Genomic DNA, 14,694 nt, shown 5'->3' on the forward strand with positions numbered 1-14,694 from the left:
AGCCCTTGCCGCCTCCATCACCAAGGCCATCCGCCAATCAGGCTTCGACGCCCGCGACAGCGGCCATCCGTTCCCCGCCACCAATTCCGACAACCTCTGCAATCGCGGCCTGACCCATGCCGGGGCACAACTGGAACTACCGCGCAGCCTGCGCGACGAACTGGCCGACGATCTCGGCAAACGCACCGTATTCGGCAACGCCGTCGCCGCAGCAATCGACCAGCACCCGTAACCATGGTGCAGGCCAGCTTTTCCACCCAACTGCGTCAGTACGCCTTTCTTATCCTCGCGTTTTCTGCAACATCTATACTGTGAATGGAAACGGGAAGCCGGTTGAACACCGGCGCCGCCCCCGCGACTGTAACGGACGATAATTCGCTCTCGGGTGCAAAGCCCGGCCACTGGTTTGCGACTGGGAAGGCGAGCGAAGACGGGTCCGAAGCCAGGAGACCGGCCATTCAGCAAACGGTCAGGGACGGTGGGTCCCTCAAAGGAGCTTTCATGCGCGCATTTCTGGCTTTGGCTTTCGTCGTCCTGTTCCCGACCATGGCATTCGCTCATCCCGATCCGAGCCACGCGCTCGGCTTCGTGCATGGCTTCTCGCACCCGATCGGCGGCATCGACCATATCCTGGCCATGGTGGCCGTTGGCGTCTTCGCCTACGTGCTCGGCGGCCGCGCGCTGTTTCTGGTTCCCGCTGCCTTTGTCGGCATGATGGTTGTTGGCTTCCTGCTCGGCGTCGGCCACGTCAACGTGCCCTTCGTTGAACTGGGCATTGCCCTGTCGAGCGTCGTCATTGGTGGCGTCGCCGCCATGGGCCGCCCGATACCGGTTGCTGCTGCCATGGCGCTGGTCGGCGTCTTCGCTATTTTCCACGGCCACGCCCACGGCGCTGAAATGCCCGCAGATGCGGGCGGCGCGCTCTACGCAGCCGGCTTCATCGTCGCCACCGCCCTGCTCCACGTCGCTGGCATCCTCGCCGCCTTCGGTGTCGCCAGGGTCGTCGGCAAATACGGCAAACTCGTTGCCCAAGTCGCCGGCGGCGTCTTCGCTCTCGGCGGCATCGGCGTGCTGCTCGGCTGGCTCTAGGCACAATCCTTCTTTTTCTACCCTCTCCCCTTGAGGGAGAGGGACTGCAATTCTGCGTTCAGCAGAATTGCAGGGTGAGGGGTTGCAGCCGCATGCGCCCATCCAGAAAGAGACCCCTCATCCGCCCTTCGGGCACCTTCTCCCTCAAGGGGAGAAGGAATACGGGGCGTAGCTTGCCCCTCCCCTCATTCCATGCCAAACCACCGGTTGACGTATAGGGCAACCTGATGACCAATCCGCATACCGAACATCTGCGCCATTTCGAAGAGCTCGCGATCGGCGAAACTATCGATCTCGGCCACTCAACGGTGAGCAAGGATATGATCCTCACCTTCGCCCGCGAGTTCGATCCGCTGCCGTTCCACCTCGATGAAGCGGCCGCCAAGACCTCGCTGCTCGGCGGCCTCGCCTCCAGCGGCTGGCAAACCGGCGCCCTCAGCCTGCGCATGCTGGTGGACAGCTTCCTCAGCAAAATCGCCTCGGCCGGTGGACTTGGTTTCACCAATCTCAAGTGGAAAAACCCGGTCATGGTCGGCGACACCATTGGCGGCAAGGTCACCATCGCCGAATTGCGCCGCTCCGAAACCCATCCGCAATGGGGCATTGTCACGCTCGATTTCGATATCCGCAACCAGAAGGGCGCTCCGGTCATGTCGATGCGCCTCGCCAACCTGGTGGAGACCCGGCCATGACCCGGTGGTTTGAAGATATCGGCATCGACGAAGTCTTTCCGCTCGGCAGCCACACCTATTCCACTGAGGAAATCATCCGCTTCGCCAAAGCCTATGATCCGCAATATTTCCATCTCGATCCGGAGGCTGCCAAGCTCAGCCATTTCGGCGGGCTGGTCGCCAGCGGCTGGCACACAGTCAGCATCGGCCACCGCAAGATGGTCGATGCGCTGGAAGCGGAGGAAGAACGCCTGCGCGCCTTGGGCGAGCAACCCGGGGTTTCCGGCCCCTCGCCCGGTGTCAATTCCATGCAATTCAAGGTGCCCGTCCGCCCCGGCGATACCGTCACCTACATGCTCACCGTCATCGCCAAGCGCAATTCGGCGTCGATCCCCGGCTGGGGCGTGCTGATCAACCGCATTGATGCCAACAACCAGCGCGGCGAACAGGTCTATACCGCCGAACTCGCCAGTTTCTCCAAGCGCCGCGACTACGTGATGCCATTGCGGCTCAAACTGTTGCTGGCGCTCACCAAAACCCCGCTCATCGGTAAACTCATCAAGCGCAGCACTTGAAAGCGCGCGCCGCCCCAGCCAAAGTCTGTCGCATGCGCCGAATCATCACCGCCATCGCTGCTCTTTGCCTGCTCTCCGCTCCAGCCATGGCCCAGGCCTATACCGGCAATTGGGGCTGCAAAGCCAACGGCGTCAAAGCCGGCATCCTGACCATCTATGGCAACTCTTACGGTTTTGCCTCCGCAGTATTCGGCGACCCCGCCTCCGGCACTGGCGAATTGACCCCCTATACCGATGGCGTCGGCTTCAACAATGGCGCCCTGATGGAAAAGGGTAGTGTCGTTGCTGGCCGCATCGTTACCGATGCCAATGCCGTCACCGCGCTACAGCTGGAAAGCGCCACCGCCATCGTCATGCTCTGCACGCCGCGCTGACGCAAAAGTCTATTCCCACCTGCCCAGAACTATACTCGGCTGGCCGAAGTCGCATCATTGCGGGTGGGCGATCAGGCAAAATATCGGCTTGCGCAGTGTTGCCGCATTTGGGTTTTACCTCTGCTCCATTGCAAAGGAGACCAAGATGGGCCTGATCCAGGAAATCGTGTTCGACTGTGACCGCCCGGCAAAGCTGGCGGCGTTCTGGGTCGAACTTCTCGATGGCTATGCCATCCGCCCCTATGACCAAGTCGAAATCGCCCGCTTGGCAACGCTTGGCTTTACCCCCGATACCGACCCGACCGTGATGGTCGATGGCCCCGGTCCCAGCTTCTGCTTTCAAAATGTCGACGGCCGCCGCTATGACAATAATCGCGTGCATTTCGATATCGCCGTCACCAACCGCTCGGGCGAAGTCGATCGGCTGAAGGAAGCAGGTGCTGAAGTGGTGCGGGTGCTGCCCACCTATACGGTGCTGAAAGACCCCGAGGGCAACCAGTTCTGCCTGCTCGACCGGCAGCAAAGCATGGCCGCCTGACGCTGCTGACACGCCTTGTCAGCGGCGAGGGCTACAACAGGGCAAGTCCAGAACCGGAGTTTGCCATGACCTATGTCGCCACCTGCCATTGCGGCTCGACCCGCATCGAAGTCGATCGCCTGCCGGAAAGCGCCACCGCCTGCACCTGCACCTATTGCAGCAAATCCGGCGGACTCTGGGGCTATTATCGGCCCGACGAAGTGCGCGTCGTCGCTGCTGCGGAGGATCGGGTCTATACCGCCAGCGGCTTCAACCTGCACCATTTCTGCGCCAAATGCGGCACCAACACCTATGGCGACTCGCCGGACTGGTCCACTGCGGACATCGGTGGTGACGGCAGTTCCATGCCCACTGCCCGCAAGATCGGCCTCAACGTCCGCCTGTTCGATAACATCGACATCGCGTCATTCCGCATCGACACCATCGACGGCAGGAACCTGTGGTAGGCGCGAGGGGCTAGTGCCCCTCGAACTTCATCAATTCATGGATATTGACCGCCTCGGCGCGCAGCTTGTCAGCCCCGCCGAGATCCGGCAGATCGATGACAAAGGCCGCATAGTCGACGGTCGCGCCAGTACGGCGGAGCAGCCCGACAGCGGCAATAGCCGTGCCCCCTGTGGCGATCAGGTCATCAACCAGCAGCACCACGTCGCCCTTTTCCAGCACATCAGCATGGATTTCGATGGTATCGACGCCATATTCCAGCGCGTAGTTCTGGCCAATGGTTTCGCCGGGCAGCTTGCCCTTCTTGCGGATCGGGATGAACCCGACGCCCAGCGCAATCGCTACGCCAGCACCGAAGATAAAACCGCGCGCTTCGATCCCGGCCACATGGGTGATGCCCAGCCCGCGATGCGCCACCGCAATACGCTCGACGCTTTCCTTGAAGCCTTCGGGGTGTTCGATCAGCGTGGTGATATCGCGGAACAATATTCCCTTTTTGGGGTAGTCCGGAATCGTGCGGACCATGGCTTTGAGGTCGAGCGTCATTGAATAAACCTGATCTGAAAAACTATTGAACGCGCCGCCCGACGAGATGGCGCGCCACCACGCCCGCGGTATAGGCAACATCACGCGTCACACTGACGGCGATCTCGCGTGCCTTTGGATTGTCGGCAACCGCCCGCATCCCGGCACGCACCACAGGGTGTCGGCCCACCGTAACGGCAACGCCCAGCGCGGCAACGGCAATGCGGATGGCGGACATGGCAGCTCCTCAGGCGCGACTACAGCGGCAGGTTCGCAAGCGCCGCCCGCCTTGGCAAGTGCCTGGCAGCAACGTTATCGGCCCACAGGCAATTGCGACTCAAGAAAAAGGGCCCCGCGGGGCCCTTGATCGTTTTGGTCGGTGTCGAGCTTAGTGTTCGATACCCTGCCAGATTTTGCGTTTGGTCGCATACATCAGGCCGGCAAACAACACCAGGAACAGCAGCACCTTGAAGCCGGTTTCCTTGCGGGCAACCAGACCGGGCTCTGCCATCCACATCATGTAGGCAGCCACGTCCTTGGAATACTGGTCCACGGTCTGCGGCACTTCTTCCTGGCCTTCGGCTGCCACGTACGCCACCTGACCATCGGTCAACGGCGGCGGCATGCCGATCGCGTGGCCCGGGAACACGTGATTGTAGTGCTTGCCTTCCGGCAACGTGAAATCAGCTGGCGGCGTTTCTTCATAGCCGTTCAGCAGCGCGTGAATATAGTCCGGGCCACCTTCAGCGTACGCCGTAAAGTAGTTGGTGATCCACCACGGGAACGCGTCGGTGACGCCACGAGCCTTGGCCAGCACCGAAAAGTCTGGCGGGATGGCGCCGCCATTGGCATCGCGCGCGTCCTGATCCGTCGCAAACGGCGACGGCCAGCGATCAGCCGGCACACCGGGCCGCTTGCCGCCTTCGGCCGAGGGATCGGCGATTTCATACTCGGCCGCGAGCGCCTTGACCTGGGCTTCGGAAAATTCCGGGCCGCCCTCTTCCGCCAGGGTGCGGAAGGCGATCAGGCGAGCGCTGTGGCAGTTCGAGCAGACTTCGCGGAACACCTGAAAGCCGCGCTGCAGCTGGTTGGTGTCATACGTGCCGAACAGGCCGCCAAAGCTCCAGTGTTGCTTCTGGATGGTGATGGTTTCGTGTTCCTGCGCAAAGGCAGGAGCCGAAGCCATGGCGCCGATCAGTGCGGCAGCAGCGAGGATGGTCTTGATGTTGAACATGGTACCTGTCCCCGCCTTCAATGTGCCGAACCGAGCACGCTCTCGGAAATGCTGGTCGGCAGGGGCCGGGGCGTTTCAAAGATCGACAGTGCTGGCAGGACGACGAGGAAATGCAGGAAGTAGTAAGCCGTGCAGACCTTGGAGAGGATCAGGTAAATGCCATCCGCCGGAGCCGCGCCAAGATAGGCGAGGCCCAGGAAGTTGATCACGAACAGCCAGTAGAACCACTTGAACATCGGGCGGAAGGTGCCCGAACGGGTCTTGGACCGATCCAGCCACGGCAGGAAGAACAGGATGACGATGGAGCCACCGAAGAAAATCACGCCGCCCAGCTTGGAGTCGATGAACAGGATGTTGAAGTCGATGGCGCGCAGGATGGCGTAGAACGGCAGGAAGTACCATTCGGGCACGATATGCGCCGGTGTCACCTGGCTGTTGGCCTGGATGAAGTTATCCGGGTGGCCCAGGATATCGGGGATGAAGAACACGAACCACGCGAACGGGATCGCGAACAGCACGACGCCGTACAGATCCTTCATCGTGTAGTACGGATGGAAGGGCACGGTATCGCGGCTCGACTTCACATCGACGCCGATCGGGTTGTTATTGCCCGGCACGTGCAGCGCCCAGATATGCAGCACCACGACGGCGGCAATCACGAACGGCAGCAGGTAGTGCAGCGAGAAGAAGCGGTTCAGCGTCGGGTTGCCAACGGCGAAACCACCGCGCAGCAATTGGAGGATCGGATCGCCCAGGATCGGGATCGCCGAGAAGATATTGGTGATCACGGTCGCGGCCCAGAAGCTCATCTGGCCCCATGGCAACACGTAGCCCATGAACGCCGTCGCCATCATCAAAACGAAAATCAGCACGCCGAGAATCCACAGGATTTCGCGAGGCGCCTTGTACGAACCGAAATACAGGCCACGGAAGATGTGGATATAAACAGCAGCGAAGAACATCGAGGCGCCCACGGCGTGGGTCGCCTGGATGATGCGCCCGCCATTGACGTCGCGGCGAATATGCTCGACCGAGTCAAAGGCCAGACCGATATTTGGGGTGTAGTGCATGGCCAGGATCACCCCGGTCACGATCTGCACCACCAGCATGATCGCCAGGATCGCGCCGAAGGTCCACCAGTAGTTGAGGTTCTTCGGCGTCGGGAAATCCATCAGGTGTTCTTTGGAGAACCTGATGATCGGCAGGCGTTCATCGAGCCATTTCTCGATGCCGGTGCCGGGTGTGTAAGTCGAATGTTCTGACATCGGAAACGCCCCCATTAACCGATCTGGACCAGCGTATCGCTGATGAATTTATATGGTGGCAACACCAGGTTCTTCGGGGCAGGTCCCTTACGGATACGGCCGGCCGAGTCATACTGTGAACCGTGGCAGGGGCAGAACCAGCCATCGTAGTCGCCCGATTCACCCACCGGGATGCACCCCAGGTGGGTGCAGTTCGCGATCATGATCAGCCACTGTTCGTGACCTTCCTTGACCCGCGCCGAATCCGGTTCCGGATCCTTCAGATCGCTCATCGGAACGGCCTTGGCTTCCTCGATTTCCTTGGGCGTGCGGTGGCGCACAAACACCGGCAGGCCGCGCCACAGAATGGTCACCGACTGACCTTCCTCGATACCGGCGAGGCTGAATTCGATGCTGGCCAAAGCCAGCGTCGACTTGTCCGGGTTCATCTGGTTGATCAGCGGCCAAACCACTGCACCCACGCCCACTGCGCCCACGGCACCGGTGGCGACGAAGAGAAAGTCCCGCCGTGTCGATTGATGTTCTGCTTGCGTAGCCAAGGTACGATCCCCGTCAAATACACATGAGACGCGCCGGCTTTGGGACCATCTCCGCAGATGCGCAGAATCGGTCGCCGTCCGCCCTCAAGCGGCCCGTCATTCGGGTTCTTTTTGCACTGTCCCAGACACTTGTCCAGAGCAGCCCGCAGTGACAGGAGCCATCTGCGACACTATACCCATGTTCCCCGCCCCACTAAGGGCGTAAACCGCGTTCGCTCGATCTGAACCGCTTTTCCGGCCCGAAAAACATGCCCGTCGAAATCGCCCTCTACCAACCCGATATCGCGCTCAATACCGGCACGCTGTTGCGGCTGGGCGCCTGTCTCGATGTGCGCATCCACGTCATCCATCCAACCGGATTTCATTTCTCCCGCGCCGCGATGAAGCGCAGCGGGCTCGACTATCTTGAATATGCCGATTTCGTCGAGCACAACAGCTTTGCCCAGTTCGACGACTGGCGGCGCCAGGCAGGCAAGCGGCTGGTGCTGCTGACCACGAAGGCCAGCCAGTCCGCCTATGACGTTGCCTTTACCCCCGAGGACATCTTGCTGCTTGGCCGCGAAAGCGCTGGCGTGCCGCAGGGGGTCGCCGAAACTGCCGACCTGCGCATTCGCATCCCGATGCGCGAAGGCCTGCGCTCAATCAACGTCTCGCTCTCCGCCACGCTGATCATCGGCGAAGCCAAGCGCCAGACCGATGGATTCAAGACCCTGACATGACCCTGCCCGTCGATATCGAAACCAAACAGCTCACGGCCTCCACCTGGTTCCGCCAGCTCCGCGACCGCATCTGCGCCGAATTTGAAACCATCGAGGCCGAACTCACCGGCCCCAATGCAGACAAACCTGCCGGCAAATTCGAGCGCACGCCATGGGACCGCGAAGCTGGTGGTGGCGGCGAAATGTCGATGTTGCATGGTCGGGTCTTTGAAAAGGCCGGCGTCCACATTTCGGTGGTCCATGGCGAATTCTCGCCCGAATTTGCCAAACAGATGCCGGGCACCGAAGCCGGTGCAAAATTCTGGAGCGCCGGCATTTCGCTGATCGTTCACCCCTGCAATCCGCATGTGCCGGCAGTACACATGAACACGCGGATGATCGTCACCGGCCAGCAGTGGTTCGGCGGCGGCGCCGATCTCACCCCCGTGCTCGATCGCCGCCGCACCCAGACCGATCCCGACACGCTCGATTTCCACGCCGCCATGCGCGACGCCTGCACCAGAAATCCGGGCGTCGACTATCAGCGCTACAAGGAATGGTGCGACGACTATTTCTATCTGCCCCACCGCAAGGAACATCGCGGCGTCGGCGGCATTTTCTATGATCAGCTGAATTCGGGCAATTGGGACGCCGATTTCGCCTTCACCCAGGACGTCGGCACCGGATTTCTCCGGATTTACGCGGACCTGGTGCGCCGTAATTTTGAGACGGCCTGGACCGATTCGGACCGGCACGAACAACTGGTCCGCCGCGGTCGCTATGTCGAGTTCAACCTGCTCTACGATCGCGGTACCACGTTCGGACTGAAAACCGGCGGCAATGTCGATGCGATCCTCTCCTCGATGCCGCCAGAGGTGCGCTGGCCCTGATATGACCCTCACCGCTATCGAGATCGTTGGCTATCGCTCAATCCGGAAAATCCGTTTTCCGATGCGGCAGCTCACAGTGTTGGTCGGCGGCAATGGTGTAGGCAAAACCAACCTCTATCGCTCGCTCGAACTGCTGCAGGCCGCCGCCAGCGGCACCCTCGCCGGCGAAATCGCGCGCGAGGGCGGGCTGGCATCCATCTTCTGGGCCGGCGGCAAGAATTTGAGCCCGGATGACAGTTTCGATCCGATGTTTCGGACGGACGGTTACCGCCGCGGTGAAGGCAATAGCCTCCGGCTGGCTGCAAGTTTTGCCGATCTTGGCGATGGCAGTTTCGATCCAACCTATCGGCTGGAAGTGGGCTTCCCGCCAAAGGAAGGCACCGCCGCCTTCCCCAATGAAGCGCAGATCAAGACCGAAAGCCTTGAATGGCGACATCGCGGCAAGGCAGTTGAGCTCATGGAGCGCAAAGGGGCGACCGCCTGGGCCCGCGACGCGGCGGGAAAACGCGAGCTCGCCAATGACGATCTGCTCGCCAGCGAAACCGCGCTTGCGGCCCTGTCGGGGCGATCGGAAATTGCCTTGGTGCGGGATTCGCTGGTGGCCTGGAGGTTTTTTCACGGCTTTCGAACCGATGCGGGGTCGGCACTGCGCCGACCAGCACGCGCTGTAACTGCGCCGTCGCTGGCCTCGGACGGCAGCAATCTGGGCGCGGTACTGGCAACCCTGCACTACATTCGTGGCGACCGGATCGATCTCGACCGGGCCATCGAGGACGCTTTTCCCGGCGCAGAACTGGTGATCCCGGAGGTCGGAGAATTTGCCAGCTTCGGCATGCGCTATGCCGAAATGCCCAAGCGAGTCTTTGCGCCCCATGAACTATCCGACGGAACCTTGCAGTTCCTGGCGCTGGCTGGCGCCCTGCTGTCATATCGCCTTCCGCCGTTCATTGCGCTCAACGAACCCGAGAACAGCCTCCACCCCAGCCTGCTGCCAATGCTGGCGCGGTTGATCGTCCGGGCGGCTGAACTCAGCCAGGTCTGGGTGGTGACGCACGCCCGCGATCTGGCCGATGCGATTGCCGCCGAAAGTGGCATATTGCCCCGCGAAGTGGTCCGCAACGATGACGGGACCTGGATTGAAGGCCTTGGCAATCTTGGCGAATTTACCGACGGCTGACATCATCAGGCAAAGATGCATGGAACTCCCCCCCGCTCCGACCGTTGTGCCAAAGCACATCACATCGGAGATGAGACATGAAACGCTTTGACTCAGCCACCCTGATTCCGGGCTCCACTTGGTCTGCTGAGGCAGACACGACCGCCGAAGTGGTCCGCCGCGCAGTGGAAAATCTGCGCACGCTGCATGGCGAAACCGATATCCGCCCGGAAATGATCGAGCGGATCAAGGAACGTATCGTCGACAGCACTAGCACGCGGTCGCACTGACGGCTCAGTCGTCCAACAGATCCAGCAATTGCTGCGGGCCGAGGGTGAACCCACTCTCGACCCATTGTCTTTCCAGTCCGCGCAACGCCAGACCAAGCGCCGGACCCGGCGCAAAACCCCGCGCGATCAGGTCATTGCCCGAGACGGGCAGTGGCTTGGGTTCAATGAACGACAGCTTTTCCAGCACTGCCGCCTTGCCGGCCTCGCCCCATCCTGCCTCGACCCCCGCCACGTCCAGAGCTTCCGGCAAAATCGCCGCAAAGCGATACGCCGCCTCATTCAGCGACAATGCCACCAGCAACTTCGCCGCATCGTACAAAGCCAGCGCCCGCGCGATAACGTCATTGCTCAGCCGCCATTTGCCCTGCACTGGAGGGCAACGCTTGTGCAATAACGCCAGCCGTCCCTCAAGGCTCGGCACGCCCGCCTGCCGCTCATAGGCCAACAGCAGCCGCTGCGCATCCAGCCCGAAATCCACCAGCCCGATATCTTCAAGCTGCGCCAACGTCGCGGCAATCCTTGGCAGGCTGAGCATGCGCACCATTTCCGCGCCAACCCGCTCGGGCGACAGATGCGCCAGCCGCCCCGCCGCTTCCCCACAGGCCGCCAGCCCCGCCGCATCGAACTTCTGCTGCCCATGGCTCGCCGAAAACCGGAAGAACCGATAGACCCGCAAACCGTCTTCGGCGATGCGCTTGGCCGGATCGCCAATGAACCGCACATGGCCCGCCCGGCAATCGGCAATGCCGTCGACCGGATCGAACAGTTCGCCATCCATATTGGCGTAAAGCGCGTTCAGGGTAAAATCCCGCCGCCGCGCATCGGCCACCCAATCGCTGCCGAACTGCACCACGGCATGACGGCCGTCGGTCTCGATATCCTTGCGTAGCGTGGTAACTTCCACGCGGACCGCGCCATGCCGCAAAGTAACGGTGCCGTGGTCGATACCGGTCGGATAGGCAGCAATGCCCGCAGCCACGGCCCGCGCCATCACCTCGGCTGGCAACAACTCTGTCGCCATATCCACATCGCTCTCCGGCGTCACCCGTTCTAGCACGGTATCGCGCACAATGCCGCCCACGGCGCGGGTACGACCCGTTTCGCCATCGAGCAACCGGAAAATGTCCTGCACCTCGGGACGCGCCAGCCATTCGGCCTGTTGCAGGCGCAACATCGCCACCGCGATCATTGCCCGCCCTCCCCAAGCGCAATGTCGCGGAAGCGACGGGTCAGGTTGGCGGTAATACCCCAGATCACATGGCCATCATGGTCGATCTGCCAGGTCCGGTGCTCTTCCCCGTTCCGCTTGATCCGGTACTGGCCGTAGCTGCCAAGATCCAGAACCCGCGCCAGCGGCACCTCGAACAGCGAATATACCTCACTCGGATTGGGCACGAACGGATGCGTCGGGATAATTTCAGCCACGACGGGCGTGATCAGATAATTGGTGCCGGTATAATAGGTCGGCAGATAGCCCAGCACCCGCGCCTCATGCCGCCGCAGGCCAACCTCTTCGCCCGCCTCGCGCAGCGCAGCATCGGCTGCATCAATGTCGCTGGGATCAATCTTGCCGCCGGGAAACGCCACCTGCCCCGAATGCGCCCGCAATTCGCGCGAACGCTCGGTATAGAGAATCGTGTGCCCCTCCGGCCGCATCACTAGCCCGATCAGCACCGCGGCCAAAACCGGCGGCCGTTCAAACGGCAGCGTGGGGGCCCAGTCGGGGATCAGTTCGCCATGCGTGTCGAGGCCCGGCGCCTGCTGCAGCAGGCGCGCGGCAATCCGGTCGACAATGGCGTCATCCACCAACAAAGGCGTATCCCGCTGATTCACTTCAAGAGACCACCTTAGGCCAGCAAGATGACGCCTGCACCCCATTCGAGGTGCAGGCCTGTCACGCTTGTGGCACCAATCAGGCCCGGGCGTGCTTGAACGCGGCGATCGGACCGGCCAGAGATTTGGCCAGAGCCGTGTCGTCCGACAGCAGCAACACCCGCGATACATCGACCGGACCGGGGAACTGGATGGCGCCGGGCGTGGTGATTTCCCAGCCCAGCGGGCAGTAATAATCCTGGTCGCCTACTAGCAGCACAAAGCTGCCTTCGCCCCGCGCCAGCGCCCGCTTGCTCACTTCACGCGCCAGCAGTTTGCCAGCGCCCCGCTTGCGGAAATTGGGATGCGTGGCGAGCGGACCAAGCAGGTAGCCGTTCTTGCCATCCACACTGATCGGGGTCATCCACACCGAGCCGCAGGGCACGCCATCCACTTCGGCCACCAGCGACAGGCCCTTGTCGATCGGGAAGCGCTCACGCACCCGGAACGCTGTGCGGGCAAAACGGCCCGGACCGAAGGCAATGGCCTGCAGGTCGTCGATGAACAGGTCATCGGCGGCCACCGCGGGCCGAACAGTCAAAACACCGGTGAGAGGCGACGTCTCGGCCGCAGCCGAGGGGGCGGAAGGAGTGGTCATTGGATTGATCCAGATGCAGAGGTGATAACGAACCCGGCCGCATAAAATGCGAGCCCTTCAAGACCCATCAGGGTCGTCGTGTCACGTGTGCAACCTTTACCATCCTGGGCGCCTCCGACGCCTGATTTCCGCATTAGCATCATGGGCGCGTCACGTAAACAAAAAGGTCATATCGAACCCTGGTTTTTTCAGAAGCATTCTTGTCGAACCCGGCAACAATCCGTTGTCGCAAAACGTGCTTATCAATCCAGTTGCCAACCTCCAGATGAAGGCCACACTGCCGTGACGGTTCCATGATGATGATGGAGCGCCGAGAACACGGCCACACCGCGACGCAAAAGGGACCATCATGGGACAATTGGTAGACGGAAAATGGTCGACCGAATGGTACGACACCAAGAAAAGCGGCGGCAAATTTGTGCGCGCCCAATCCGGCTTCCGCAACTGGGTCACCGCTGACGGCAGCGCCGGCCCCTCGGGCGAAGGCGGCTTCCCCGCTGAGGCAGGCCGCTACCACCTCTATGTGTCGCTCGCCTGCCCCTGGGCCCACCGCACCCTGATCGTGCGCAAGCTGCGCCACCTTGAAGACCTGATTTCGGTCTCCATCGTTTCGCCGAAAATGCCCGACGAAACCGGCTGGAGCTTCCTCACCGAAGGCTCGACCGGCGATACGCTGCTGGGCAAGGACACCCTTTGGCAGGTCTATGCCGAAGCCGATCCGCACTATACCGGGCGCGTCACCGTCCCCGTGCTGTGGGACAAGCAGCGCCACACCATCGTTTCCAATGAAAGCTCGGAAATCATCCGCATGTTCAACTCGGCGTTCAATGCGCTGACCGGCAATGAGGAAGACCTGTATCCCGAGGCCCTGCATGGCGTGATCGATCCGATCAACGCCCGGGTCTATGATGAAATCAACAACGGCGTTTACAAAGCCGGCTTTGCCACCACCGAGGCGGCCTATACCGAAGCGGTGACCAGGCTATTCTCCGCGCTGGACTGGGTCGAAGAGCTGCTCGGCAAATCCGCCTACCTCGCCGGTGACAACATCACCGAAGCCGACTGGCGGCTGTTCACCACGCTGGTGCGCTTTGATAGCGTCTATGTCGGCCACTTCAAATGCAACATCCGCCGCATCGCCGACTATCCCAACCTGTCGCATTACCTCAAGGCGCTCTACGAAGTCCCGGGCGTCAAGCAAACCGTCGATATCGACCAGATCAAGACCCACTACTACTGGAGCCACATCACCATCAATCCAACCCGCATCGTCCCGGTCGGGCCAGATTTGGAATTCCTGAAGTAGGTCTGCAACCGACTTTGCGTAGCAACCGAACCCGCAGTCAGGTCTCCCTCCCCCTTGTGGGGAGGGGAAAGGGGTGGGGGTGGGCCACACGCACGGTACCAGCCGTCAGAGGCACGCAGAGGCCCCTCAATAACCCCAAACATCCCGCTTAGCCGCCCCATCGAAATATTCGTCGATCCGCTGCGAAGTGGCCGGGGTGACCTTCTCCGGCAATTGCCGCCGGTCGAACCAGCCGGCCTCGGCTATTTCGCGGTTCGCACGGAACTCGAACGCCTTCTCGAACTTGTGTGAGACAAAGAAGGCGACGTGATCGCGATCGGTGACCGGACTGGTATTGTGATAAAGCCCGAACAATTCCATAGCCCCGACAACGCGATAACCGGTTTCCTCCAGCACCTCGCGCGCCGCTGCGTACTCGGCCGTCTCTGCCGGCTCGACGCCACCGCCCGGAAACTGCCAGCCGGGCACATAAGTGTGGCGGATCAGGAAAACCTTGTCACCCTCGACCAGCATCACCCGGGCGCCAAAGGTCATGCGCCGCAATGTACCCAGCACGGTCAAGAACACCTTGGCGCGCAGGCGTTGAAAGCGATTCATCTGCATCATTTGCTCCCGATCGGCCCTAGCGGT

General features: G+C 61.5%; 21 protein-coding genes and 1 riboswitch. Of the genes, 12 read left to right on the forward strand and 9 right to left on the reverse strand.

Features of this window, described 5'->3' with window-relative positions; translation table 11 throughout:
• The 7 genes from ABIT12_RS07345 to ABIT12_RS07375 form a co-directional block, all read left to right on the forward strand.
• Positions 1-232 (forward strand): poly-gamma-glutamate hydrolase family protein (locus ABIT12_RS07345; RefSeq protein ID WP_348044828.1); only part of this gene is annotated, 232 nt, incomplete at its 5' end.
• A 40-nt stretch (positions 233-272) separates the two neighbouring features.
• A riboswitch (cobalamin riboswitch) is annotated at positions 273-474 on the forward strand.
• Between the two features lie 27 nt (positions 475-501).
• The gene (locus ABIT12_RS07350; RefSeq protein ID WP_348044830.1) at positions 502-1,089 is read left to right on the forward strand and encodes a HupE/UreJ family protein; all 588 of its coding nucleotides are present in this window, start codon (positions 502-504) and stop codon (positions 1,087-1,089) included.
• Between the two features lie 227 nt (positions 1,090-1,316).
• Positions 1,317-1,781: a MaoC family dehydratase gene (locus ABIT12_RS07355; RefSeq protein ID WP_348044832.1), complete on the forward strand. Its 465-nt coding sequence runs from the start codon at positions 1,317-1,319 to the stop codon at positions 1,779-1,781.
• On the forward strand, positions 1,778-2,335 hold the full coding sequence (locus ABIT12_RS07360; RefSeq protein WP_348044834.1) for a MaoC family dehydratase: 558 nt from the start codon (positions 1,778-1,780) through the stop codon (positions 2,333-2,335). Before ABIT12_RS07355 ends, ABIT12_RS07360 begins: the two co-directional genes overlap by 4 nt.
• 32 nt (positions 2,336-2,367) lie before the next feature.
• Complete coding sequence (locus ABIT12_RS07365) at positions 2,368-2,709, forward strand: hypothetical protein (RefSeq protein ID WP_348044836.1); 342 nt, start codon at positions 2,368-2,370, stop codon at positions 2,707-2,709.
• A gap of 145 nt (positions 2,710-2,854) precedes the next feature.
• Positions 2,855-3,247, forward strand: a complete 393-nt coding sequence (locus tag ABIT12_RS07370; protein ID WP_348044838.1) for a VOC family protein — start codon at positions 2,855-2,857, stop codon at positions 3,245-3,247.
• Positions 3,248-3,312: 65 nt separating this feature from the next.
• Positions 3,313-3,693, forward strand: coding sequence for a GFA family protein (locus ABIT12_RS07375; RefSeq protein WP_348044840.1), 381 nt, complete (start codon positions 3,313-3,315; stop codon positions 3,691-3,693).
• A 10-nt stretch (positions 3,694-3,703) separates the two neighbouring features.
• Here the strand turns inward: ABIT12_RS07375 and ABIT12_RS07380 are convergent, their stop codons facing one another.
• The 5 genes from ABIT12_RS07380 to petA form a co-directional block, all read right to left on the reverse strand.
• Positions 3,704-4,237, reverse strand: coding sequence for an adenine phosphoribosyltransferase (locus ABIT12_RS07380; protein WP_348044842.1), 534 nt, complete (start codon positions 4,235-4,237; stop codon positions 3,704-3,706).
• 22 nt (positions 4,238-4,259) lie between these two features.
• A complete protein-coding gene (locus ABIT12_RS07385) occupies positions 4,260-4,454 on the reverse strand; it encodes a hypothetical protein (RefSeq protein WP_348044844.1) in 195 nt (64 codons plus the stop codon).
• 150 nt (positions 4,455-4,604) lie between these two features.
• Positions 4,605-5,450: a cytochrome c1 gene (locus tag ABIT12_RS07390; RefSeq protein ID WP_348044846.1), complete on the reverse strand. Its 846-nt coding sequence runs from the start codon at positions 5,448-5,450 to the stop codon at positions 4,605-4,607.
• A gap of 17 nt (positions 5,451-5,467) precedes the next feature.
• On the reverse strand, positions 5,468-6,715 hold the full coding sequence (locus ABIT12_RS07395) for a cytochrome b/b6 (RefSeq protein ID WP_348044848.1): 1,248 nt from the start codon (positions 6,713-6,715) through the stop codon (positions 5,468-5,470).
• Positions 6,716-6,729: 14 nt separating this feature from the next.
• Complete coding sequence (gene petA, locus ABIT12_RS07400) at positions 6,730-7,254, reverse strand: ubiquinol-cytochrome c reductase iron-sulfur subunit (RefSeq protein ID WP_348044850.1); 525 nt, start codon at positions 7,252-7,254, stop codon at positions 6,730-6,732.
• A gap of 248 nt (positions 7,255-7,502) precedes the next feature.
• Between petA and ABIT12_RS07405 the strand changes: the two genes are divergently transcribed.
• From ABIT12_RS07405 to ABIT12_RS07420, 4 genes are all read left to right on the forward strand, one after another.
• Entirely contained in the window at positions 7,503-7,973 is a 471-nt protein-coding gene (locus ABIT12_RS07405) for a TrmH family RNA methyltransferase (protein WP_348044852.1), read from the forward strand.
• Entirely contained in the window at positions 7,970-8,842 is an 873-nt protein-coding gene (gene hemF / locus ABIT12_RS07410; RefSeq protein ID WP_348044854.1) for an oxygen-dependent coproporphyrinogen oxidase, read from the forward strand. The genes ABIT12_RS07405 and hemF overlap by 4 nt, the downstream gene beginning before the upstream one ends.
• Position 8,843: 1 nt before the next feature.
• Entirely contained in the window at positions 8,844-10,019 is a 1,176-nt protein-coding gene (locus ABIT12_RS07415) for an AAA family ATPase (RefSeq protein WP_348044856.1), read from the forward strand.
• Positions 10,020-10,096: 77 nt separating this feature from the next.
• The gene (locus ABIT12_RS07420; RefSeq protein ID WP_348044858.1) at positions 10,097-10,288 is read left to right on the forward strand and encodes a DUF1059 domain-containing protein; all 192 of its coding nucleotides are present in this window, start codon (positions 10,097-10,099) and stop codon (positions 10,286-10,288) included.
• Between the two features lie 4 nt (positions 10,289-10,292).
• On the opposite strand, the gene ABIT12_RS07425 is transcribed toward ABIT12_RS07420, so the two are convergent.
• From ABIT12_RS07425 to ABIT12_RS07435, 3 genes are all read right to left on the reverse strand, one after another.
• The gene (locus ABIT12_RS07425) at positions 10,293-11,477 is read right to left on the reverse strand and encodes a CCA tRNA nucleotidyltransferase (protein ID WP_348044860.1); all 1,185 of its coding nucleotides are present in this window, start codon (positions 11,475-11,477) and stop codon (positions 10,293-10,295) included.
• Positions 11,474-12,094 carry a CoA pyrophosphatase gene (locus tag ABIT12_RS07430; RefSeq protein ID WP_348063319.1) on the reverse strand — a complete coding sequence of 207 codons (621 nt, stop codon included), beginning with the start codon at positions 12,092-12,094 and terminating at the stop codon, positions 11,474-11,476. Before ABIT12_RS07430 ends, ABIT12_RS07425 begins: the two co-directional genes overlap by 4 nt.
• A 106-nt stretch (positions 12,095-12,200) precedes the next feature.
• A complete protein-coding gene (locus ABIT12_RS07435; protein ID WP_348044864.1) occupies positions 12,201-12,758 on the reverse strand; it encodes an N-acetyltransferase in 558 nt (185 codons plus the stop codon).
• A 349-nt stretch (positions 12,759-13,107) separates the two neighbouring features.
• Here ABIT12_RS07435 and ABIT12_RS07440 point away from each other — a divergent pair, with 349 nt between their 5' ends.
• Positions 13,108-14,064, forward strand: a complete 957-nt coding sequence (locus ABIT12_RS07440) for a glutathione S-transferase family protein (RefSeq protein ID WP_348044866.1) — start codon at positions 13,108-13,110, stop codon at positions 14,062-14,064.
• 126 nt (positions 14,065-14,190) lie between these two features.
• On the opposite strand, the gene ABIT12_RS07445 is transcribed toward ABIT12_RS07440, so the two are convergent.
• Entirely contained in the window at positions 14,191-14,667 is a 477-nt protein-coding gene (locus ABIT12_RS07445; protein ID WP_348063315.1) for an NUDIX domain-containing protein, read from the reverse strand.
• Between the last annotated feature and the right edge of the window lie 27 nt (positions 14,668-14,694).

It is taken from the genome of Devosia sp. (genome assembly GCF_039927955.1).
GTDB lineage: Bacteria > Pseudomonadota > Alphaproteobacteria > Rhizobiales > Devosiaceae > Devosia.